Origin of the sequence: Streptomyces sp. NPDC050988 (genome assembly GCF_044456225.1) — a bacterium.
Classification (GTDB): domain Bacteria; phylum Actinomycetota; class Actinomycetes; order Streptomycetales; family Streptomycetaceae; genus Streptomyces.
In genome coordinates this window covers 145,308-166,674 of sequence record NZ_JBITFQ010000019.1, presented here as the reverse complement: position 1 = coordinate 166,674, position 21,367 = coordinate 145,308, and the positions used below count along the sequence as shown (strand labels likewise).

The window sequence follows — 21,367 nt, the reverse complement described above, 5'->3', positions numbered from 1 at the left end:
TCGTCCCTCGCGGCGGGGGGCCGAGCCAGGGAGCGGCTCTCCCAGGATGAACGCTCCGCTCCCGCACGTCGTGGCGCTGCCGCAGGGTGGACGGCAGACCGACGACGAAGGAGAACACGATGCAGACACGAACCCTGGGCACCACCGGCCCGGCCGTTTCCGAGCTGGGCCTGGGCGCGATGGGCATGTCGGGCGCGTACGGCGCGGCCGACCGCGCGGAGAGCATCGCCACCGTGCACGCCGCGCTGGAGGCGGGCGTCACGCTGATCGACACCGGAGACTTCTACGCGATGGGCCACAACGAGCTGCTGCTCGCGGAGGCGCTGCGCGGCCGGGACCGGGACAGCTACCGGTTGAGCGTGAAGTTCGGTCAGCTGCGGGGGCCGGGCCGCGAGTTCGGCGGGCAGGACGGCCGGCCCGAGGCGGTGAAGAACTTCCTGGCCTACTCGCTGACCCGGCTGGGCACCGACCACATCGACATCTACCGTCCCGCCCGGCTCGACCCGGCGGTACCCGTCGAGGAGACGGTGGGCGCGATCAAGGAGATGATCGACGCCGGCTACGTCCGGCACCTCGGCCTCTCGGAGGTCGACGCGGCGACGATCCGCCGCGCCCATGCCGTGCACCCGGTCGCCGACCTTCAGATCGAGTACTCCCTCCTGTCCCGCGCGGTGGAGGCGGACGTCCTGCCTGCGCTGCGGGAACTCGGCATCGGCCTGACCGCGTACGGCGTCCTCAGCCGTGGACTCATCTCCGGGCACTGGTCCGCCGGCCGCACGGCCGGCCCCGGTGACGGTCGCGGTTTCAGTCCGCGCTTCGCGAGCGGGAACGTGGAACACAACCTCGCCCTCGTGGAGGCACTGCGCCGGGTCGCCGACGCGAAGGGATGCACGGTCGCCCAGCTGGCGATCGCCTGGGTGGCCGCACAGGGCGAGGACATCGTGCCGCTGGTCGGCACCCGCACCCGTGAGCGGCTGGCCGAGGCGCTGCCCGCGATCGAGCTGAACCTCACCGCGGACGACCTCGCCGAGATCGAGAAGGCGGTACCGCCGGGCGCGGCCCGCGGCGACCGCTACCCGTCCGCGTTCATGGCCGGCCTCGGCGTGGGCAACTGAGTCCGCACGCCCGTCAGCACTCCGAAGAGGTCTGTAAGGGAGTGCCCTACGAGGACTTGCCCGGCAAATGATGAACGTCATGCGGGTCGAGCGGTCGGCAGGCAATGGCCGTGCTGTGATGGGCGGAGCCCAGCGATGCTGGGCCCATGCCAGGGCAGCGGAAGAGGAAGTGTCGGCAGCGGGACGAGGCACGGCGGACGGCTGCTCGCTTCGCGCCTGACCGTGTCTCCGGCGCGGATTTCGGCGAGCCGGGTCAGCGTTCCGTAGGCGGCCGACCTGGATGACAGGTGGGCCACCGGGTCGGGCAGGGCATCGCCCAGCGGAGTGCGGTCGTCCTCCGCCAACAGGCCGTGTTCGCGCCATCCGAGCCGAGGAAGTACCCGTTCCGGACAAGGACTTGACCCGGGCCGGGGGCGGAGAGCGGCTTCTCCGCGACCGCGAAGTGGTCAGGCCCGGGCAGCCCTTCAGGTGCGTCGGCCGACTGGATCTCGCGCGTCGTGGCTGTCGCGCGGGTCGATGTCAGCGCCGACGTCGGGGTGTGCCGGCGGCCGGCCCGCCTCCACGACAGGCCCGGCACCGGTACCTGGTCCCGCTGGTCCCTCAGCTGGAGGCCCGAGGCATCCGGCGCCACCCACCTGTCGGCCCGCGCCACCGACACGGCTGGCCGTACTCAGCCGGACACCGCGGTGCCGGACACACAGGGGTACCTGTTCGACGCCGTGGTGCGGCATCCTGTGAGCGTGGTGTGACGACCGCTCTTCACGATGCCCGGAGGCCGCCAACAGACCGGCTCGGGCTGCCTGTTCGCGGCCTTGAGCGCCACGCTTCAGGAGGGGAGCGAGGACAGGGGCACGGCGAACACCGTCCGTAGGTTCTCCCATTCGGTCAGGGACCAGACCTGGCCCGTGCTCTGCCAGTACGTCAGGGACTCCGGGTGCTCGGCCCAGCACTGGTAGGTGCCTCCGCAGGTGGCCACGCTGCGGGTCGTCGTCTGTCCCCAGAGGTGTCCGTGGACGCCGGACGAGGCCGAGGCATGGGCGACGTACCAGCCGTTGTTGTGGGCGAGGACCCCCTGCATGTTCCCCACGCCGCTCCGGTAGCCCTGGACGGCCGGGACGAAGGAGCCGGAGGCGCTGCTGCTGTTGAGCAGGTAGTCGCTGCCGAAGTTGTAGCGCAGCATGCGGCCCTTGGTGCCGTTGTTGAGGTACTCGGTGGTGACCAGGCTGTTGGGCACATTGCTGCGGTCCAGCGAGAGCGAACCGACGCAGGGCACGGCCGTGTTCACGTTGCCCGTGCAGGCCCCCGCGTCGTACGAGTACGAGCCGATGGCCGGCATGACGTACTGGTAGCCCCAGGCGGAGTAGCCACCGTCGACCTTGCCGATCGCGTAGCTGTTCACCGAGGCTTGCAGGATGTGCTGCATGCTGAAGACGTAGATCGCGTTGGTGTGGCCCTGCTGGCCGGAGACGAACAGCTTGTCCCCGTACCAGGCCATGCCTCCCGCATGTGCGGCGACCCGCGCGAAGTTCTCGCCGCCGCTGGTGGGAGTCACCAGGAGCACCCAGCGGTACCTGGGGGCCGCGGGGTTGTTGTAGTCGATGAAGGCGACGCGGACGGTGTTGTAGCGGGCGTCTCCGGTTCCGGTGCCGACGTAGCTCCACCCGGCCAGGATCAGCCTGTTGGTGCCCCAGGCGCCGTCGTCGTCGGCGTCGCCCGAGCTGGTGATCGACTGGGGGTGCCAGTCCGGGGTCGTGGCGTCGCCGGTGTCCCAGCAGAAGCTGGTGCTCGCGGTGGGAGCGGTCGGCAGGGTGCCCCGCTCGGCGGTGTTGCATGAGCGTGCCGGGTGGTTCGCGCTCTCCAACACCTCGGTGACGCCCACGTTGTTGAGCTTCGAGTCGAGGTTCGCGGTCGTCTCCGGGGTGACCGCGTTCCAGCGGAGCCCGTAGCCGGCCCGCTCACTCGCGCCGATCGTCTCCAGCGGATCGGTGTAGGCGGTGGCGGCTGCTCCCGCACCGGTGATCGCGCCCGGTGCCAGCGTGGCGGCGACCAGAGTGAGCAGGGCTACCAATGCGAGTCGAATACTTCTTCGGGATTTCATGTTGGGGCCTTGCCCCATGGAGCCAGGCCTCATTCCCGAACGCAACCTGGGGCATCGCCGCTCCTCCCCGCTTCGAGTGGAGTCGAGTGGAGCTTCGTCCGTCCACAGCGGACGACACATGGCAATGGCAAGGAGAACGACTCCTCCTTGCCACTATCAACCTATAGCGCACCGGGGGCCTTGCGGCAAGCCCCCGGTCGTGCTGCAGAATCTCCGGTCGACGCCAGGACCTGCGGAAAACAGTGAGTTCACGAAGGGCATCGGTCTCTGTCGTCGCCTGTCGTCACCTGTCGCCTCTCGTGTCTCGCGGGATGTCGAACCGGCGGTAGGACTCGCGCTGCGACTGCAGGCGATCGGTGTGGAGGTTCGGGCGTGCGTTCTGCCCGACTTCGAGGAGCAACGGGCCGGATGCGGCCTTGTTGAAGGGGGACTTGATGATCGACGTGATCGTGGTCGGCGGCGGACCGACCGGCTTGATGCTGGCCGGGGAGTTGCGGCTGCACGGAGTGGACGCGGTCGTGCTGGAGAAGGAGACGGAGCCGACGAAGGTTGTCCGCGCGCTCGGTCTGCACGCGCGCAGCGTCGAGGTGATGGACCAGCGCGGTCTGCTGGAGAGGTTCCTCGCGCTCGGGAAGCAGTACCCGGTCGGTGGTTTCTTCGCCGGCATCATCAAGCCGTCGCCGGACCGGCTGGACACCGCACATCCGTACGTTCTCGGCATTCCGCAGCCCGTCACCGACCGTCTGCTGTCCGAGCACGCCGCCGAACTCGGCGCCGATGTCCGGCGCGGCTGCGAGCTGATCGGGCTGAGCCAGGACGACCAGGGTGTCGTCGCCGAACTCGCCGACGGTACGCGGTTGCGCTCGCGCTACCTCGTCGGCTGTGACGGCGGCCGCAGCACGGTGCGCAAGTGGCTCGGCGTCGACTTCCCCGGCGAGCCCGCCAGGGCCGAGACGCTGCTGGGTGAGATGGATGTGACCGAATCGCCGGAAACCGTGGCCGCCGTGGTGGCCGAAGTCCGCAAGACCCATCTCCGGTTCGGCGTCGGGCCCTACGGAGACGGGCTGTACCGCGTCGTGGTGCCCGCAGCAGGTTTGGCCGAGGACCGCTCGGTCCCGCCGACGCTTGAGGAGGTGAAGCAGCAGTTGCGGGCGTTCGCCGGCACCGACTTCGGCGTGCACTCACCGCGCTGGCTCTCCCGTTTCGGCGACGGCACCCGGCTGGCCGAGCGCTACCGGACCGGCCGGGTGCTGCTGGCCGGCGACGCGGCGCACATCCACCCGCCGCTGGGCGGGCAGGGCCTCAACCTCGGCATCCAGGACGCGTTCAACCTCGGCTGGAAACTGGCCGCCCAGATCAACGGCTGGGCGCCGGAAGGGCTGTTGGACAGCTACCACACCGAACGGCACCCGGTCGCCGCCGACGTGCTGGACAACATCCGGGCCCAGACCGTGCTGATGTCCCCCGAGACGGGTCCCCAGTCGGTGCGTCGGCTGCTGTCGGAACTGATGGCCTTCGACGAGGTGAACCGGTATCTGATCGAGAAGATCATCGCGACCAGCGTCCGCTACGACTTCGGCGAGGGGCATGAACTGCTCGGCCGACGGTTGCGGGACATGGAGCTGAAGCGGGGGCGCCTCTACGAGCTGATGCACGGCGGTCGCGGCCTGCTGCTCGACCAGACCGGCCGGCTTTCGGCGGCCGGATGGGCGGACCGGGTCGACCACGTCGTCGACGTCAGCGAGGAACTGGACGCACCCGCGGTGCTGCTCCGCCCGGACGGCCACGTGGCATGGGCCGGTGACGACCAGCAGGATCTCCTCAGCCAGTTGCCCAAGTGGTTCGGAGCTGCCGTCGGCTGAGCACGCAGCCGTGGCTCAAGGGGGGCGAGAACTGCCTCAAGGCCGGATTCGGCACGGTCCGGTGCCGTAGGCAGTGCTCCTCTTCTCCGATCTCAACTTCGCTGCGACCATGAGGAGATGGCGGAGGGGCCGATCGAAGTGGGGCTCGCGCAAACGGGAGTTGACCCGCACCTCGGGTTCGACGAGCTGATCGACTTCTACGGCAGCGACATTCCCGACAGCCGCAGATTCATGGACTCGGCTCCTCTTCGGGAGGCGGTTCGGCTGGCACGCGAAGGGCGATGGGACGCCGCAGTCCCCGTCTTCCGGGACGAGGCTGCTCGTCAGCCCGACTGGGACGTGCCCCATGTGTGGCTCGCCGGTTACCTGGCAGACGTGCAGGGCAGGTCACGCGAGGCGATCACTCTGTGCCGGAACGCTGCCGCACAGTGCCGGAGCAAGGGAAGCCTGTTGTCGAAAGCGGGGGAGTGGGCATTGCTCGGGGGCGAGGTGCCGGAGTCGGTCCATCTCCTGGCACTGTCCCTCACCACGCACGGCCGACGGCCTGATCGCGATCACATTGCCCAACTGTCCGCACTGGCGTACCTGGGCGAGATCTTCGACAGCTATGTGTGGGCCATGGGCATGCTCCGCACTGGCCGCAACTCCCGTGACTCCGGCACACCGCCCCCGACTCCCGGCGACTGGGTTGCGGCTCTGCGCGGCCTCGACCGGCTGCCAACCCGGCTCCAAGGCATCCGTGACGGTCTGATCCGCGCCTACACCGCCGCCGAGGGAAACCGGGAACGTCTGGCCGCCGTCATGAACATCAGCCGGTCGGCCGCACGGCATCGACACGTGAGGGTCACCAGGCATGCCCCCAACGCGTGGGAGCAGTGGGCCGGATCGCGCCCTTCGCGGCCTTGACGCGGAACACGGCGGTGAGGGATGCGAGAGAGGCATTCCGGAGGGAGGCGAATGGTGACGACGCAGCGGTCGGCGTGTTCGTGGACGGATGAGGAGACCGTGGCGGCCAATGCCGCCGGGCGGCTGACCCCGGCGCAGCAGCCGCTGATGACCGGGGTGCCGGCTCGGATCATGTGCGCCGTGGGGTGGATCGTCGAGGTGCCGGGCGCCGAGCCGGAGGTGCGTACGGGCGCGGTGCGGATCGAAGTGCCTGACGGCGCTGCGCCGCTTCCGCCTCCCGCGACGTACCGGCTGTACTGGCTGGCGCCGCCGGAGGGAGCAGAAGGGCCGAGCCCGCTGCTGCTCTCGGCGCAGCCGCTCGACGCGCGGCACCTGGATGAGCAGACGGACGCCGTTGCCGTAGAAGTGGGACGTGTGCCCGCCGGGGGCCGACGCCGCCGTCGCACACTCCTGTTGGCCGGACTCGGAGCCGCCGCCGTTTCCGCTGCCGGCGCGACCCTGTCGCGGCTGTCCTCGGACCGGGGCTCCCGCGCCGATCCCGGTCCCACCGCCGGGCTGCTCACCCCCACTTCCTCAGGGGCCGGCCCGGTCGAAGCGTCCCTCGCCCCGGTCCCCCGAAGAACCGGCGTCACCGAAGGCATCCGCTATGTATCGCTACTGATCAATGCCGGAGAGATCACCGCGCTGGCCTTCAGCCGGGACGGTCGTACGCTCGCCGGCGGCATCATGGACGGCAGCATCCGGCTGTGGGACCCGGAGAACGGACGTCCGACCGCCCTCCTGACCGACGCCCGAGGGATCACCCCGGTCGAGGTCGCCTTCCACCCGGACGGCACCACCCTGGCCGACGCCCGGGACGCGGTACACCTGTGGGATCTGGCTTCCGGACGCACGACAGCCACCCTGACTCTGACCCGCAACTCCACCGTCGACTGGGCATGGTGCGTTGCGTTCAGCCCGGACGGTGCCCTCCTGGCCAGCGGCCACAGCTTCGACTACGTACGGCTGTGGCACGTCGCGAGCCGCTCGAACGTCGGCATACTGCACGGCCACAGCGCGTTCGTGCTGTCGGTCGCGTTCAGCCCCGATGGAAGGTTGCTGGCCAGCGGCAGCAACGACGCCTCCGTCCGGTTGTGGGACGTCGCGGGCCGTTCGAGTGTGGCCACCCTCACCGGCCACACCAGTACTGTCCACTCGGTGGCGTTCAGCCCGGACGGCACCACCCTCGCCAGCAGCAGCCACGACCGCACCATCCGACTGTGGGACGTCTCCTCAGCCCGCCCCATCGCCGTTCTCAAAGGCCACACCAGTGTTGCGGCGTCGGTGGCGTTCAGTCCCGACGGACGGATGCTGGCCAGCGGGGGCGCCAGTGCCAGCTCCGCGTTCGGCAACGACTACCCCGACGACCACACCGTCCGACTCTGGGACGTCGCGAGGCGCACGAACGTCGCCACCCTCACCGGCCACACGGGCACCGTGCGATCCGTGGTGTTCAGCCCGGACGGCACCACGCTCGCCAGCGGGAGCCACGACGGCACCGTCCGGCTGTGGCGGATCAACTGACCGTGCCGCCGGGGGAGTTGCCTCTCCAGGTCAGGTCATGTTCTACGGACCCCGAACCTCGGACGCCGGCCCCTGGACACTGGCGGAGCTACCGGGGCGTCAGGACAACGAACTCGTTGCCGTCGGGATCGGCCAGCTCCACCCAGCTGCCTTCGCCCTGGCCGGTGTCGATTCGTTTCGCCCCGAGGGCGAGCAGACGGTCGACCTCTGTCTGCTGATCACCTTGTGCAGGTGGTGCGAGGTCGAAACGCAGCCGGTCCTTGCCTGCCCTCGGCGCCACTGGCGGACCACCCCACGTGATCTTCGGACCACCGTGCGGCGAGCGGATCGCGGTCTCCTGGTCCTGGTCCCAGACCAGTGGCCACCCCAGTGCTTCGCTCCAGAAGTACCCGACCTCCTGCGAGCCGTCGCAGGCCAGCGCCCCGATGAATCCGCAGTCGGCGAGGAAGCTGTTGCCCGGCCCGATGACACAGAACTCGTTGCCTTCGGGGTCGGCGAGCACCACATGGCCCTCCTCCGGGAGTTGGCCGACATCGATGTGCCGTCCACCAAGACCCAGCGCCCTGGTCACCGTCTGCTGCTGGTCCTCCAGGGAGGTGCTCGTCAGATCGAAGTGCATCCGGTTCTGGACGACCTTCTGCTCCTGGCTCGGAAGGAATCGGATGCGGAACCCGGTGTCATCACTGGGCAGGAGCGTGACGCCGTCGTCCGGATCGTCGACCATCTCCCAGCCCAGGACTCCGGACCAGAATCGTGCGAGAACCAGCGGCTCGCCCGCACCGAAGCAGAGCGCGAACAGTTGACAAGTCATTTGCCTGCACATCCCCGTTCCACTGACCGACCGCTGTCGGCAGGGCGCCCTGTCGGTCCCCCGAAGCGGAGCTTAGGGGTGAGTCGGTGTCACCCGCATCCGAGTATTCGACGGCGGCCGGGACATCATGACGACGCGGGACGCGCCCTTGATCTTGTGGCAGTCAGGATGGCTGGCCTTGGTCGAAGAGGGCGAGAGCCTCGGCGGGGTCCGGGCTCACGAGGCGTTCCAGACCGGCCGTCGTGATTTTCGTGACGGAAGCCACGCTGGCCTCCCTCGACGGCCTGGCCGACATCGACACCATCATGCGCGCTGTGGAGACTGTCAGCTCCTACTTCACCGGCGCGATCAGGCGCGAGATCGCGAACCTGCGGGCCGAGCGCGCCACGGGCCTGTCCAAGCACGACTGGCAGCGCGCCCGCGGCCCGCATGTGACGAGAATGCTGGCCACGGGTCGCTTCCCGGCGCTGGCCAAGGCCGTGCACGACGGCACGGACGTGGACGCCGAGGCATCCTTCGCCACCGGGCGCAAGCCCGCGCGGCCCGTGGACACCGACGCCGACCTCAACCCCTCGCCCCTCGCTCACATTCGGCAGGGGTCCAGCGTCACGTCGGCGGCTGGGTGAGCTTGGCGGCCACGGCGACGTTGGTGATGCCGCCGGGGCGCCGGGAGCGTCCGCTTTCCTCGTGAGGCAGCCACGCCTCCCCGGGGCTGTTTCCTCCAGGAGGCTCGTATCCACCGCACGGCGATTTTCATCGGTCCCCTTGTCGCGTGTAGAGGAACTCACCTGGTGGCCGGTTCGGCAATTACCGGCGGAGCAGACAGAGGGCCCACCGACCACAGCAGCGCCCCGGTCCAGAGCTGGATCGCCGTTCACGGACGCGACCGATGCGTCACCTCCTTGACTGGTGACGCGGGTCGGGCAACAATCGCTACCTGCATGGTGACCCGGGCCGCGACACACCTGACCACCGCGAGGAGGAGACCGCATGGCCGAGGCGTACGGCGTCGAGGTCGTCGTCTTCGACATCCTCGGAACGATGGTCGACGAGCCGGCCGGACTCCGAGCGGCCATCCGCGACGCGGTGCCCGCGGCCGACGACGCGTCCGTCGAGCAGCTGCTCACGGTGTGGCGAGACCATGTCGAACGCGAGCAGCAACGCATCGCGGAGAAAGGCCGGGCGTACGCCAACGCCGATGTCGTTGACCACGAGGCAGCTCAACGCGTGGCCGAACGTGCCGGGCTCACCGACCCGGTGGCCATTGCTCGACTGGCCACCGCGAGCCGGCGCCTGAAGCCCTGGGGCGATTCCGTCGCCGGACTCACGCGTCTCGCCCGGCGATTTCCCGTACTGGGACTCTCCAACGCCAGTCGCGCGACGCTCCTCCGCCTCAACGCGTACGCCCAACTGGGCTGGCACCAGGCCTTGTCGGCCGAAGACGCCCAGGCCTACAAGCCCGCGCCGGAGGTCTACCGGCTCGCACTCGACGCGGCCGGTTGTCCGCCGGAGCGTGTGCTGATGGTCGCCGCTCACGCATGGGACCTTCGCGGAGCTCAGGCGGTGGGGATGCGAACTGCCCACGTCTGCCGACCGGTTGGGGATCCGCCGGCGAGCACCGACACATTCAATTGGCGTTCGCGCAGCCTGGGCGAGTTGGTCACCGAGCTGACGGCGTAAGCCTGCCCGAACAGTTCCTCGTGGCGTACGGGTTCACGGTCGGCGTTTGCACGGTTGTGCTCGCTGTTTGCGCGCCGCGCGTCGGTCCGCTTGCTGCGGGCGCGGGTGCCCCTCCGGAAGGGCTCGTAGGGGGCGCCACGCTCTCCTTCCAACTGTCGTTGACAAAGCGGAACACGGTTCCGTACTTTAAACGGAACAACGATCCGCTTCGGCCTGGAACGGCTACGCCCCACTCGCCAACTTCTGGGCCGCGCACGGCTTCGTCGTGATCCAGCCCACCCATCTGAGTTCCAGGACGCTGAGCCTGGATCCGAGCACCTCCGGGGCACCCCTGTACTGGCGATCACGGGCCGAGGACATGACGCGCATCCTCGACCGGCTCGACGTGATCGAGGCCGCCGTCCCGCAGCTCCTCGGGCGGCTGGACCGCGGCAAGGTCGCCGTGGCAGGGCATTCCATGGGCGGGCACACCGCGAGCCTGTTGCTCGGCGCCCGGCTCACCGATCCGGACGACGGATCGGAAGTGAACCTGGCCGAGCCGCGGATCAAGGCGGGAGTCCTGCTTGCCGCGCCCGGCAGAGGCGGCGACGCCCTCACCGAGTCCGTGGCGGAGAGTTTTTCGTTCTTCCTGACCACGGACTTCTCCAAGATGACCACGCCCACACTCGTGGTCGCCGGCGACAAGGACACCTCCGCGCACCTGACGGTCGCGGGCGCCGACTGGCACGCCGATCCGTACGTCCTCTCCCCGGGCCCCAAGTCCCTGCTCACCCTCTTCGATGCGGAGCACGGGCTCGGCGGGGTCTCTGGATACGACGTCGCCGAGACCACGGACGAGAACATCGAGCGGGTGTCCGCGGTCCAGCGGCTCACCTGGGCCTACCTCCGCTCTCAGCTCTACCCGGGCGATCCCGCTTGGCAGGAGGCACGCGACGCATTGACGGCCGACCCCAACCCGCTCGGACGAGTCGAATCCGAGTAGGTCGAGAGGCCCCGTCGTCGGAGGGGCCAGCGGCAGGGGCTGGTCGCCCTCAACGCTCAGCAGCGGGGTGATCCCTCCGCGCCGAGTTGTTCGGCGAGCTTGAACGACGTGTACAAGGCAACGGCGCCGCAAGGGCGAGGGCCGCGAAGGCGAGGACCGAGGCCATCGTCCGGACAGCGTGGGCGATCTGCCAGCGGTCCCGTACGTTCGTCCAGTCGGAGGGCGGGGCCTGGGCGTTCCAGTGGAGCTGGTCGGAGTTGATGGGCAGGTTGACGATGAGCGTGATGCCGAAAACGAGGATCAGGAGGGCGAGTGCGGTCACGGTCAACCATCGGGTGTTTGTCCGGTAGGTCTGGTGAACCAGTACCGCTGTGGCGATCAGCGCCGGCAGGAGTGTGGCGACGGCGAGTTTGTCGAGGGAGTCGAGTTCGACCAGCCGGACCTGGGTGTAGACGCTGCTGTCGAAGCTGCGCAGCGAGAGTTCCAGGACAAGGACTGACGTGAGGAATCCGGCGAACAGCCCCGCGAATACGAGGCTGGTGAGACGGGCGTACGTCGTCATGACCACGTTCTTTCGTGAGGGGTGACCCGGGCGGCGAAGGGGCGGGCTGGACGGCCGAGGCATCTTCTTGGCCTTGTTGGTGACCGTCGCGGGTTGTCGCCCGCTGGTAGCCGCGGCCCGGGTCGTGTGCGTGGCTGGTGTGCGTCAGTTCGCGATTCCGACGACCTGCTCGATGGTGTCCGGCTGGTTCACCATGGCGAGCATGTGGTGGGCGACGTCGGCGCGTGACACGGAGAACCCGCCCCGGATGTTGCGGTTCCGCGCGGTCCGGTAACTGCCGGTCAGGGGCTTGTCGGTGAGCTTGGGCGGTCGCGACACCGTCCATTCCAGTCCGCTGTCGCGCAGGGTCTGCTCGGTCACGGCGAGGTCGGCGTAGTGCCGGCCGAACATGGCCCGGGTCAACGGGCCGCCCAGGTAGCGCATGAAGAAGCCATCGCCGGGATCGTGCTTGGGTGGCGTCGGCCGGCCAGGTACCGGCACCGGTCCGACGGGTGCGGCGCTGACGACGATGATCCGCCGGACGTGCTCGGCCTGCATCGCCGTGACGATCGCGCGGGTGCCACGCGAGGTGATGCCCGCGTCCGCGCGCGGGTTTCGCGGGCCGAGCGCGGACAGTACGACGTCGGCGCCGTGTACCGCCGCGGCGAGCGTCCGCATGTCGGGTCGGGTGAGGTCGACGGCGGCCGTCCGGACGCCGCCCGGCAGGTCACGTGGGCGGCGGGCCACGGCGGTGACGTCATGCCCGTCGGCTACCGCCTGGTCGACCAGGTGCCGTCCGATACCGCCGGTGGCGGCCACGATCGTGAGTTTCATCGGGTTCCTCCCGCGGTGAAGGCGGCACGGTGGTCCTGCGCCCAGGTGGCGTACGTGCGTGCCGGGCGGCCCAGCAGCCGCCGCACGGTGTCGGTGGTGGGCCCGGCTTCGCGGGCGTAGTCGGCCAGCGAGCCGAGCAGCCGGTCGGGTACCTCGTCGGGCAGGCCGGCGGCGAGCATGCCGCGGCGGATCTCGTCCGGTGCGGCCTCGACGAACGACAGTGTCCGGTCGAGCGCCGCGCCCAGCGCGGCGACCTTCTCCGGCTGGCTCAGCGACTGCTCTCCGGTGAGCAGGTACGTCTGACCGCTGTGCCGCGGGTGGGTGAGGGCGAGGGCGGCCACCGCGGCGATGTCACGCTCGTCGACGGTCGAGGTCCTCGCTTGCGGGTATGCCCCCCGCACGGTCCCGGTCGCCTGGATCTGCCCGGCCCAAGCCAGGGTGTTGGCGGCGAAATCGGCGCAGCGCAGGATCGTCCAGTCCAGGCCGCTCCCCTTGGCGATGTCCTCGACCGCGTGGAACTGCTGTCGGAAGCGTGCGTGCCCAGCCGGGTACTGCACGGTCACGGCGGACAGCACGACCACCCTTGCCGCCCCCGTCTCGCGGGTGCGGGCCAACAGGTCGACAGCGGTCGATCCGGCGGCACGCGGGCTGAGCAGGATGGCCTCCACGCCGTCGATGGTGGGAAGCTCCGCGGGGTGTACGAGTTGGGTACCCGCGGGGAATCCGGCGTGCGGGTCGCGGGTGACAGCGGCGACTTTCGCTCCCTCCTCAACCAGGAGGCGGACGGTTTCCCGGCCGACGACGCCGGTGGCCCCGGTAATCAGGATCATGACTGAACCCCCAGTGGGTGTGTCGATAATCGATCTTGCGCGGTGGGTGATCGCGGTTCGTATCGCGGGAAGGCGTCACGGGCGAGCCATGTGCCACGGGCTGCGGCAGGACCATCGGCATGCGGCCTCACGTCGGCTGCCGGTGCGTGGTTCAGGCGGACTGTTCGGCGGTGGCCGCTGTCTCGCGGCGCTGGGCCCGCAGCAGTCGGCGGCCCTGCTCGCCCTTGGCCCAGGTGTGGGAGCCGGGCTTGCGTGCCTCGTTCACCAGCTGCTTGATGGTGTGCTTGCACACGAGTTCCTTCACCTTCGCGCCTGTTCGGCCGCCGAGGTGGAGCCGCTTGGCGGTGTCGTCCTTGTGGGCGAACTGGAAAATGCCCGCGCGGCGTCCCAGGCTGATGCACTGGCCGGCGAACCCCAGGTCGATCGGTGCGGGCCGCTTGCTCGCGATGCGGCTGAGCACCGTGTCGGCCGCGTGTGCGCCCAGCGGGCCCGCGGCCTGGCAGCTCATCCGGAACGGCATGTCCGACGGTGCCGCCGAGTCCCCGGCGGCGACGATCCGCTCGTCGTCGACGCTCGTGAGGGTCTCGTCGGTGAGCAGGCGGCCCAGGGCGTCGGTGGTGAGCCCGCTGCGGGCGGCCAGGTCCGGCACGCCGAACCCGGCGGTCCAGATGGTGACCTCGCTCGACAGCTCACGGCCGTCGCCGAGGCGCACGGTGTCGCCGGTCACTTCCGTGACCTTCGTGCCGGGGCCCAGCAGCACGGTCACACCGAGGCGGGCCAGCCGCTCGGCGACCGAGCGGCGGCCGTTCGCGTGCAGGTACGGCCCGAGCAGCCCGCCGCAGACCAGGGTCACGGTGCGGCCCGCCTCCGCCAGTTCGGCGGCGGTCTCGATGCCGGTCGGACCGGCTCCGACCACCGTCACAGGAGCCGTGGTGGGAGCGGCGTCGAGGACCGACCGCAGGCGCTGCGCCTCCTCGAACGTGGCGATCGGGTGGGCGAACTCGGCAGCTCCGGGCACGCCCGGGTCGGCGCTGCCGCTGCCCACCGCGTAGATCAGGTAGTCGTAGCCGACCGTGTCGCCACTCGCCAGCTCCACCCCGCGCCCCCTCGCGTCGATCCGGGTCACGGTGCCGACCACCAGCCGGACGCGCTCGCCCAGAACCTTCCGGTAGTCGCTGACGGCCTCGTGCGTCCCGCCCGCCAGCTGGTGCAGTCGGATCCGCTCGACGAAGTCCGGGCGGCAGTTGATCAGCGTCACGGTCACGTCGTCGCGCTGCGTCAGCCGGTTGGCCGCCATGACCCCGGCGTAACCGCCGCCGATCACGACGACTTCGGTGTTCTCAGCCATGGTTTCTTTCCTCCGCTTTCAGGGATTCGCATGCAAGATGTCGACTTGGCACGCCATGACGGCGTGCGGGACGGATCAGCCGTGGCGCTCCGGGGCCGAGCCGCGGAGCGGGGTGGAGTCCAGGTACCGGACCTCGTAGGTGCGTTCGCTGAACTTCCAGCCGTCGGCGGTTCGCTCGTAACGGTCGTGGTACAAGGCGTAGTTCAGGTGCGAGCTGCCGTCGCGCATCCGTCCGAACTCCTGGATGTACGCCCGGCCGGCCGCGGTGTCGCCGTCCAGCCGGATGATGCCCGGGTGGACGTTCTGCACGAAGAACTCCCAGAGCGACTGGCCCCATTCGATCCCCGCGCGGAGCTCCTCGCGGCCGACGAACTCCTTGTCGATGTGCGGCCAGCGCATGGTGCCCTCAGGCGTGAACAGCGAGACGACGCGGTCGAAGTCACGCATCATCACCGCGTCCGTGAGCTCGGCTCGCAGCGCCTCTATCTCGATGCGATCGGCGATCGCCCGTATGTCGCCCATCGGTTTCCCTCCCCATCCATGTGTGCGTCAGGCGTGTGCGGCCTGTCCGGTGGTGATGGATCCAGCATCGAGCGGGCGGGAGAGCGGAACAATGTAAGGTTCCTTGGGCTATTCATAATGTGGCGGTTATGCATGGATGGGGGTTGTGCATGGAGCTACGTGACATCGAGATCTTCCTGACCTTGGCCGAGGAGCTGCACTTCGGCCGCACCGCGGAGCGGCTTCATGTGTCCCAGGCCCGCGTCAGTCAGGCCATCGCCAAGCAGGAACGGCGCCTCGGCGTCGTCCTGTTCGACCGCACCAGCCGGCGCGTCGCCCTGACCCCGGTCGGCCGGCGTCTCCGCGAGGACCTCCAGCAGGCCGTCGACCTTCTCCGGGAGGGGCTCGCCCGTGCCGAAGCGGCGGGCGCGGGGACGGGGCAGACCCTGCACCTGGGTGTGTTCGGCCATGCCGGCCACGAACTGCGCCCCCTCATCGAGGCCTTCCGCTCCCGCCACCCCGGCAGCGATGTCCAGTTCGGCGAGGTCAACGGCAGCGACCCGTTCACCGCACTGCGCACCGGAGAGCACGACGCGCACGTGCTGTGGCTTCCGGTGGCCGAACCGGACCTCACGGTCGGCCCGACCGTGCTGACCGGAGGCCGCGTGCTCGCCGTGGCGGCAGACCATCCGCTGGCCGAGCGCGGCACCGCGTCGCTGGAAGACCTCGGCGACAACCATGTCGTCGACCTCGGCCCTGGCGCCCCCGAGTACTGGATCGCGGCCATGGTCCCCACCCGCACGCCGTTCGGCCGGCGTATCCCGCGCGGGCCCGCCGCGCGGACCTTCCACGAGGTTCTCTCTCTGGTGGCTTCCGGACAGTGTGTCCACCCGCTGGGTGAGATCGCCGCCCGCTACAACCGTCCCCCGGGCATCGTCTTCCTCCCCATTCACGACGCCCCCACCATGCACTGGGCTCTCACATGGCGATCCACCGCAGAGAGCCCCACCCTCCGCGCGCTGGCCCAGACCGCCGCCGACCTCGGTCCCATCTCCCTGTGACAGGGGGCAGTTGATCGGGTGGCGCAAGTCCCGTCGGTTCGACCGGAGTCGGCGGCGCCGGCCTGGCCCCGCTCCGGTTGACTGCGTTGCCGCAGGTCATCGAGTCAGTGAACCTCTTTCATGCTGGGTCTGAGGAGTGAAATGGGCTGGTCAGGGGTGACGTGGCGAAGCCCATCTACACCCGAAGGCATGAACTTCGCTCACCATGGCGGAAGTTGAGCTGCTTCAAGCAGGCCCTGCCGGCGCTGGCCCACCTGCGGAAGAACGAGAGGTTCGCACAGGTCGGCGCGGGGTTCGGGGTGTCGGAGGCGACGGCCTGGCGCTACGTCGACGAGACGCTCGAGGTCCTGGCCGCCTGGGCGCCCGGCCTGCACGAGGCCCTGGTCGGGCTGGGCGAGGGAGACTTCACCATCGTCGACGGGACGCTCATCCCAACCGACCGCGTCAAGGCGGACGAGCCGTACGACTCGATGAAGCATCGCCGGCACGGCATGAACGTCCAGGTCATCGCCCGGTCCGACGGCACACCGCTCTGGTTCTCCCGCGCGACACCCGGCCGCACTCACGACCTGACCTCCGCCCGAGCCGACGGCATCATCCAAGCCTGCCTCACCCGACAGATCCTCGTTCTGGCCGATCGCGCCTACCACGGCGCCGGCGCCACGTTCCGCACCCCCCTACTACCACCAGCGAACAACCCGAGCACTACCAGCAGTTCAACCGCGACCACGCCCGACTGCGAGCCCCCGGAGAGAGAGCGCCTTCGCCCAACTCAAGTCCTGGTGCATCCTCCGACGAGCCAGATGCTCAACCAGCCGCATCAGTCGCACCGTCCAAGCCATCCACGCCCTGCTGACCTGGCGCTATCCAGGATGAAAGAGGCTCACTGTCCCAGGGCGATCACCTTGCCGCGGGCCTGGCCGATGAGCGGACGGGTCTCCATCGCCCACCACAGACCGGCCGGCTCCGACCACAGCCGTTCAATCTCCACCGCCCCGCCGGCTCCGCCCGCGCGACGCAGCCGCCATGGGAGCTTGCCCCGGACGCAGGCGGTGGGCCGGGGAGCCATGGCCGCCGCCCCACACGTACTCTCCGCCGTGATCCCCGGGCTCGGCGCGGCTCCCCGTCGAGATCTGGACCGTCGGCGTGGGCGATCTGCGGGTGAGCCGACGGCACGGCGAGCTGACGTACCGTCAAGGCATGTGGTGGCCGCGCAACACCGGGCAGCAGCTCGTCCGGCTGCCCCCTACCTTGCTCGTGGAGCCCGGTTCGGGCTCGTGGCCTTCGGGACCGGTATGACTCGTTGCCCCTGTCCTTGATGATCCGGGGGGTGCTGTCGCCGGTCCTGGCGGCACCGGATGGTCGCTGATGGAAGCGTGTCCGCCGACTGGCAGGGCTGCGTAATGTGGCTGCCGGTCTCCGGTGCCCGGGCGGGCCACCGGCGGTGACTCCGGGGAGGAAAAGCCCGGTGACCAGCAACGACTTCACCTCGATCGATGTGTTCTGCGCCCTGGATGTGGGCAAGTCCGCTCATCACGGCACGGCTCTGCTGGCCGACGGCCGTACCGTCTTCGACAAGCCGCTGCCCAACGGCGAGCCGCAGCTGCGAGAGCTGTTCGTCCGTCTGGGCCGCCGGGGGAAAGTCCTGGTCGTGGTCGACCAGCCGGCGTCCGTGGGGACCTTGGCGGTGGCCGTGGCCCGCGCCGGCGGATACGAAGTCGCCTACCTGCCCGCCTGTCGATGCGCCGGCCGGCCGATCTGCACCCCGGCACGGGCAAGACCGACGCCCGCGATGCCTATGTCATCGCCGATGCCGCCCGCACCATGCCCCACCTGCTGCACAGCATCGAGGCCGAGAAGAGCGTGCGGGCCGAACTGACCATGGTCCTGGGCCACGACGACGACCTCGCGCAGGACGCCCCCGCACCTCCAACCGGCTGCGCGGACTGCTCACCTCGATCCATCCGGCCCTGGAACGCGTCCTGGGACCGCGGGTGCGCCACCCGGCCGTCCTGGCCCTGCTGCAGGCCTTCGGCTCCCCGGCCGCACTGGCTCAGGCCGGCACCGAGGAGCTCATCCAGGTCATGACCGATGCTGCCCCGCGGATGCGGACCCCTCGAGAGCTGGCCGGACAAATCCGCCGCCCTGGCCGAGCAGACCGTCCAGGTCCCCGGCACGGCCACGGCCGACGAGGTCATACTGGAGCGAGCGCAGGATCGAGGCCGTACGTGGGCTGTTGCCCGCCGACGTCCAGGCGCACCATCTCTGCGGCGGTTTCGGCGTCCTGGCCGCTGTACCTGCGGTACTCGACGAAGGCCGTACAGGTGTCGTCGTCGTTCGGTTCGACGACGGTGCGGTATCCGCTGAGCGTGACGGTGGCGCCGTTCGCCTCGGACTTGGGCTGATCGTGGAAGAAGCTCACCTCCGCATCCAGCTCGTCGACGTCGCTCGACCACTCGCAGCTCCAGTTGGCGAGGCCGACGTCCGGCACGTCGGCCTTGAGGCCGGGAACGGCCGACAGCGCCTTGGCGTCGAGGAGCTTGCAGGCGTTCGCCCAGGCCAGCGAGACGCGCGGGTATGCAGGCGAACGGCGGGGGAGCGGGCCCCGGTTGAGGACCTCGGCCGCGTTCGTGGCGGCCTTGTCGGCGACCGTGCACAGGGTCGCGTCGCCGCCGACCACGGAGCCCTTGCCCATGTTGACGTGGACCCCGAACTGGGCGCCGTCGGTGTCGCCGTCGGACGTCAGCAGCAGCTTGCACTCGTCGCTCTCGGCCCGCTCCTCGTGCTTGCCGGTCTTGATGGTGAGCTTCTTCGCGATCTCGGGGAACCAGTCTTTGGTCGTCGGGAGATAGGTGATGTCGCCGACGAGCTTCGTGCCGGGCCGCTTCGCCGTGAAGTCACGGCCGACGTTCCGGGGCCGGGGCGGCCTTGGTGTCCTGCTTGGTCAGATGGCGGTAGCTGCGGCGGGTGACGTCTCGGATGTCGCTCTCGCGCATGATCCGCTCGACCTTCTTCCGGTTGACCGTATGGCCGCCTCGCCGCAGCGCGGCGTGCACGCGCGGGGCGCCGTAGGCACCCCGGGAAGAGGCATGGATCTCCCCGGCCTGCGCGTCCTCGAACGTGCCGCCGGTCAGGAACTGCGGGGGCAGGCTGCCTGACCGGGCGAGCCCGCTACGCCAACCGTCTCGCTCAACTGGGAGACGGTCTCCGACGCCCGCAGACGCACTCGGCCCAGCACCCCGCCAGTGACGTGGTCGAACCACAGGCGCTCACGAGTGCCCACACGGCTCCAAGAGCGACGACGCCTGGTGGAAGGCGTGGGCGGTGGTGGCCGCGCGGTCGGCCGAGCGCAGGGACCGGGCGAGTTCCGGGAAGGGGAGGAGGAGCCGACGCCGAGGACAACGTCGTCGGGAAGGTCCGGGGTGCTCGTGGACAGGCCGACGACCTGCTCGTCCACGAGGGCGATCAGGCCCGTTCGGCGGTCGGCAGGCGTGATGCCCGCTCAGGTGCGCTTCGAGTTCAGGCGGCGGGCGTGCACCCAGCGGCACGGCCCTGACGGCGAGGTGCTTCACCGACGACGGGGGCAGCCAGATCGTCGGGGCGTATGGAGGCCGGGGCACCGCCGTGGCGGCCCTGCGGGGTACAAGCTCGTCGATCAGAAACACCTCGTATGGAGTTCGTCGACGAGTGCGCGGGCGCATTCCAACGCCTTTTTCGCGGACACCCACGGCAGTGAACGCAGTGCCTGGTGTTCCAGCCCATGGGCGGCTGGGCGACGGCGGGATCGGCTGACACGTGCCGTCCTCGTCCGGGGATCGCGTGCCGGTCCGCTGATCGGGTCGGGCCGGGCGAGACCGCGGCCGGACATCGGCCGCGCTGCAAGCGTCCGCGCGGACGCTGAGGACCCTACGGACCGGCGGATGGCGGCTCCACGGCCGAGCCAATCTTTTACAGACTATTGACGCTGCGGCGAGAAGATGTAGATTCTGGCGGCATCGTCCCCACCCCGGCCCACCTCAGGAGCTGTCATGGGTGCTGTCTCTGTCTTCTCTCTGACCAGAACGATCGCCGGACTGACCCTTGGTGCCCTGGTGCTGGCGGGCTGCGGGTCGAGCCTCGGCGAGTCCGGCGGGAGCCAGTCCGGAGACCCGTCCGGCGGTGACGTCAAGATCGGGCTGTTGGTGCCGCTGTCGGGCGTCTACGCGCCGCTCGGCGAGGACATGCGCGCCGGTTTCGAGCTGTACCTCGACCAGCACGACGGCAAGCTCGGCGGACGCGGGGTCGACCTCGTGACGGCCGACGAGGGCGAGGGGCCGCAGACCGGTGTGCCCGCCGCCCAGAAGCTCGTCACCCAGGACCAGGTCACGGCGGTCGTCGGCGTGGTCAACTCGGCCACCGCGCTGGGTGTGCGCGACTTCTTCCACGAGTCCAAGAAGCCGCTGCTGATCGCCAACGCCGGCGCCGACGACATCACCGGAGCCCGCAAGTCCGAGTACGTGTGGCGGACGAGTTTCAGCAACGGCGACGTGTCCGCCGCGCTGGGTCCGGCCGTCGCCGAGGAGGCCAAGGGCAGCGTCTACCTCATTGCCGCCGACTACGCCGCGGGCAAGGAGATGGTCGCGGGCTTCCGCAAGGGCTTCGAGGCGGCCGGCGGCAAGGTCGCGGGCGAGAAGTTCACCCCCTTCGGCAAGACGCAGGACTTCCAGCCCTACCTGTCGGCGATCCGCGAGTCCGGTGCCGATTCCGTCTACGCCTTCTACGCCGGTGCCGAGGCGGTGAACTTCGTCAAGCAGTACGAGCAGTTCGGACTCGCAGACAAGACGTCGCTGTACGGCGCCGGCTTCCTCACCGAGGGCGGGGTCCTCGCCGCGCAGGGCAAGGCCGCGGTCGGCGTGAAGACGTCGCTGCACTACTCGACGGAACTGGACACCGCGCGCAACAAGGAGTTCGTGGCCGCCTACCAGAAATCGGCCGGGAAGCCTCCGACGGTCTACGCGGTGCAGGCGTACGACGCCGCCGCCGTCCTCGACAAGGCGCTGTCCAAGGCGGACGGTGACAGCGGTGAGGACCTGGTGAAGGCGCTGGGCGGCGTCGGATCGATCGACAGTCCCCGGGGCCCGTGGAAGTTCGACGCCGACCACGACGCGCAGCAGACGTACTACCTGCGCGAGGTCCGTTCCGGCGCCGGTACGGCCGTCAACGCGGTCGTCGGCGAGCTGGGTTGAGCGGGGCCGG

The 21,367-nt window shown here is 69.8% G+C and carries 18 protein-coding genes and 5 pseudogenes; 12 read left to right on the top strand and 11 right to left on the bottom strand.

Going from position 1 to position 21,367, the window contains the following annotated elements:
* The first annotated feature begins 119 nt into the window (after positions 1–119).
* Positions 120–1,115, top strand: a complete 996-nt coding sequence (locus ACIBEI_RS32590) for an aldo/keto reductase (protein WP_398893789.1) — start codon at positions 120–122, stop codon at positions 1,113–1,115.
* Positions 1,116–1,612: 497 nt separating this feature from the next.
* Positions 1,613–1,864 (top strand): hypothetical protein, encoded by a 252-nt coding sequence (locus ACIBEI_RS32585; protein WP_398893788.1) that lies wholly within the window; start codon positions 1,613–1,615, stop codon positions 1,862–1,864.
* A 77-nt stretch (positions 1,865–1,941) separates the two neighbouring features.
* Here the strand turns inward: ACIBEI_RS32585 and ACIBEI_RS32580 are convergent, their stop codons facing one another.
* Positions 1,942–3,213, bottom strand: a complete 1,272-nt coding sequence (locus ACIBEI_RS32580) for a hypothetical protein (protein WP_398893787.1) — start codon at positions 3,211–3,213, stop codon at positions 1,942–1,944.
* Positions 3,214–3,647: 434 nt separating this feature from the next.
* On the opposite strand from ACIBEI_RS32580, the gene rox reads away from it, so the two are divergent.
* From rox to ACIBEI_RS32565, 3 genes are all read left to right on the top strand, one after another.
* Positions 3,648–5,075: a rifampin monooxygenase gene (gene rox / locus ACIBEI_RS32575; RefSeq protein WP_398893786.1), complete on the top strand. Its 1,428-nt coding sequence runs from the start codon at positions 3,648–3,650 to the stop codon at positions 5,073–5,075.
* 117 nt (positions 5,076–5,192) lie between these two features.
* Positions 5,193–5,981, top strand: a complete 789-nt coding sequence (locus tag ACIBEI_RS32570) for a hypothetical protein (RefSeq protein WP_398893785.1) — start codon at positions 5,193–5,195, stop codon at positions 5,979–5,981.
* A gap of 51 nt (positions 5,982–6,032) precedes the next feature.
* On the top strand, positions 6,033–7,544 hold the full coding sequence (locus tag ACIBEI_RS32565; RefSeq protein WP_398893784.1) for a WD40 repeat domain-containing protein: 1,512 nt from the start codon (positions 6,033–6,035) through the stop codon (positions 7,542–7,544).
* Between the two features lie 88 nt (positions 7,545–7,632).
* On the opposite strand, the gene ACIBEI_RS32560 is transcribed toward ACIBEI_RS32565, so the two are convergent.
* On the bottom strand, positions 7,633–8,355 hold the full coding sequence (locus tag ACIBEI_RS32560) for a VOC family protein (protein ID WP_398893783.1): 723 nt from the start codon (positions 8,353–8,355) through the stop codon (positions 7,633–7,635).
* Positions 8,356–8,606: 251 nt separating this feature from the next.
* Here ACIBEI_RS32560 and ACIBEI_RS32555 point away from each other — a divergent pair.
* The 3 genes and pseudogenes from ACIBEI_RS32555 to ACIBEI_RS32545 form a co-directional block, all read left to right on the top strand.
* Positions 8,607–8,981, top strand: a pseudogene (locus ACIBEI_RS32555) (TetR/AcrR family transcriptional regulator C-terminal domain-containing protein); the annotation flags it as partial.
* Positions 8,982–9,345: 364 nt separating this feature from the next.
* Positions 9,346–10,035: a haloacid dehalogenase type II gene (locus ACIBEI_RS32550; RefSeq protein WP_398893782.1), complete on the top strand. Its 690-nt coding sequence runs from the start codon at positions 9,346–9,348 to the stop codon at positions 10,033–10,035.
* Between the two features lie 208 nt (positions 10,036–10,243).
* Positions 10,244–11,017: pseudogene (locus ACIBEI_RS32545) on the top strand (alpha/beta hydrolase family protein); the annotation flags it as partial.
* A gap of 49 nt (positions 11,018–11,066) precedes the next feature.
* Here the strand turns inward: ACIBEI_RS32545 and ACIBEI_RS32540 are convergent.
* The 5 genes from ACIBEI_RS32540 to ACIBEI_RS32520 form a co-directional block, all read right to left on the bottom strand.
* Complete coding sequence (locus tag ACIBEI_RS32540; RefSeq protein WP_398893781.1) at positions 11,067–11,579, bottom strand: anthrone oxygenase family protein; 513 nt, start codon at positions 11,577–11,579, stop codon at positions 11,067–11,069.
* 144 nt (positions 11,580–11,723) lie between these two features.
* On the bottom strand, positions 11,724–12,392 hold the full coding sequence (locus tag ACIBEI_RS32535) for an NAD(P)-dependent oxidoreductase (protein ID WP_398893780.1): 669 nt from the start codon (positions 12,390–12,392) through the stop codon (positions 11,724–11,726).
* The gene (locus tag ACIBEI_RS32530) at positions 12,389–13,222 is read right to left on the bottom strand and encodes an NAD(P)H-binding protein (RefSeq protein ID WP_398893779.1); all 834 of its coding nucleotides are present in this window, start codon (positions 13,220–13,222) and stop codon (positions 12,389–12,391) included. Before ACIBEI_RS32530 ends, ACIBEI_RS32535 begins: the two co-directional genes overlap by 4 nt.
* A 151-nt stretch (positions 13,223–13,373) precedes the next feature.
* The gene (locus tag ACIBEI_RS32525) at positions 13,374–14,570 is read right to left on the bottom strand and encodes an NAD(P)/FAD-dependent oxidoreductase (RefSeq protein ID WP_398893778.1); all 1,197 of its coding nucleotides are present in this window, start codon (positions 14,568–14,570) and stop codon (positions 13,374–13,376) included.
* 75 nt (positions 14,571–14,645) lie between these two features.
* On the bottom strand, positions 14,646–15,092 hold the full coding sequence (locus ACIBEI_RS32520; protein ID WP_398893777.1) for a nuclear transport factor 2 family protein: 447 nt from the start codon (positions 15,090–15,092) through the stop codon (positions 14,646–14,648).
* Positions 15,093–15,241: 149 nt separating this feature from the next.
* Here ACIBEI_RS32520 and ACIBEI_RS32515 point away from each other — a divergent pair, with 149 nt between their 5' ends.
* Positions 15,242–16,132, top strand: coding sequence for a LysR family transcriptional regulator (locus ACIBEI_RS32515; RefSeq protein WP_398893776.1), 891 nt, complete (start codon positions 15,242–15,244; stop codon positions 16,130–16,132).
* 203 nt (positions 16,133–16,335) lie between these two features.
* Positions 16,336–17,008 (top strand): annotated as a pseudogene (locus tag ACIBEI_RS32510) (transposase family protein); the annotation flags it as partial.
* A gap of 7 nt (positions 17,009–17,015) precedes the next feature.
* Here ACIBEI_RS32510 and ACIBEI_RS32505 read toward each other — a convergent pair.
* Positions 17,016–17,201: a hypothetical protein gene (locus ACIBEI_RS32505; RefSeq protein ID WP_398893775.1), complete on the bottom strand. Its 186-nt coding sequence runs from the start codon at positions 17,199–17,201 to the stop codon at positions 17,016–17,018.
* Between the two features lie 336 nt (positions 17,202–17,537).
* On the opposite strand from ACIBEI_RS32505, the pseudogene ACIBEI_RS32500 reads away from it, so the two are divergent.
* Positions 17,538–18,220: pseudogene (locus tag ACIBEI_RS32500) on the top strand (IS110 family transposase).
* A 106-nt stretch (positions 18,221–18,326) separates the two neighbouring features.
* Here the strand turns inward: ACIBEI_RS32500 and ACIBEI_RS32495 are convergent.
* The 3 genes and pseudogenes from ACIBEI_RS32495 to ACIBEI_RS32485 all read right to left on the bottom strand — a co-directional run.
* Complete coding sequence (locus ACIBEI_RS32495) at positions 18,327–18,827, bottom strand: hypothetical protein (RefSeq protein WP_398893774.1); 501 nt, start codon at positions 18,825–18,827, stop codon at positions 18,327–18,329.
* Positions 18,828–19,029: 202 nt separating this feature from the next.
* Positions 19,030–19,395 (bottom strand): IS3 family transposase, encoded by a 366-nt coding sequence (locus tag ACIBEI_RS32490; protein WP_398893773.1) that lies wholly within the window; start codon positions 19,393–19,395, stop codon positions 19,030–19,032.
* Between the two features lie 286 nt (positions 19,396–19,681).
* Positions 19,682–19,833: pseudogene (locus ACIBEI_RS32485) on the bottom strand (3-oxoadipyl-CoA thiolase); the annotation flags it as partial.
* A gap of 327 nt (positions 19,834–20,160) precedes the next feature.
* Between ACIBEI_RS32485 and ACIBEI_RS32480 the strand changes: the two are divergent.
* A complete protein-coding gene (locus ACIBEI_RS32480; protein ID WP_398893772.1) occupies positions 20,161–21,357 on the top strand; it encodes an ABC transporter substrate-binding protein in 1,197 nt (398 codons plus the stop codon).
* Positions 21,358–21,367 lie beyond the last annotated feature (10 nt).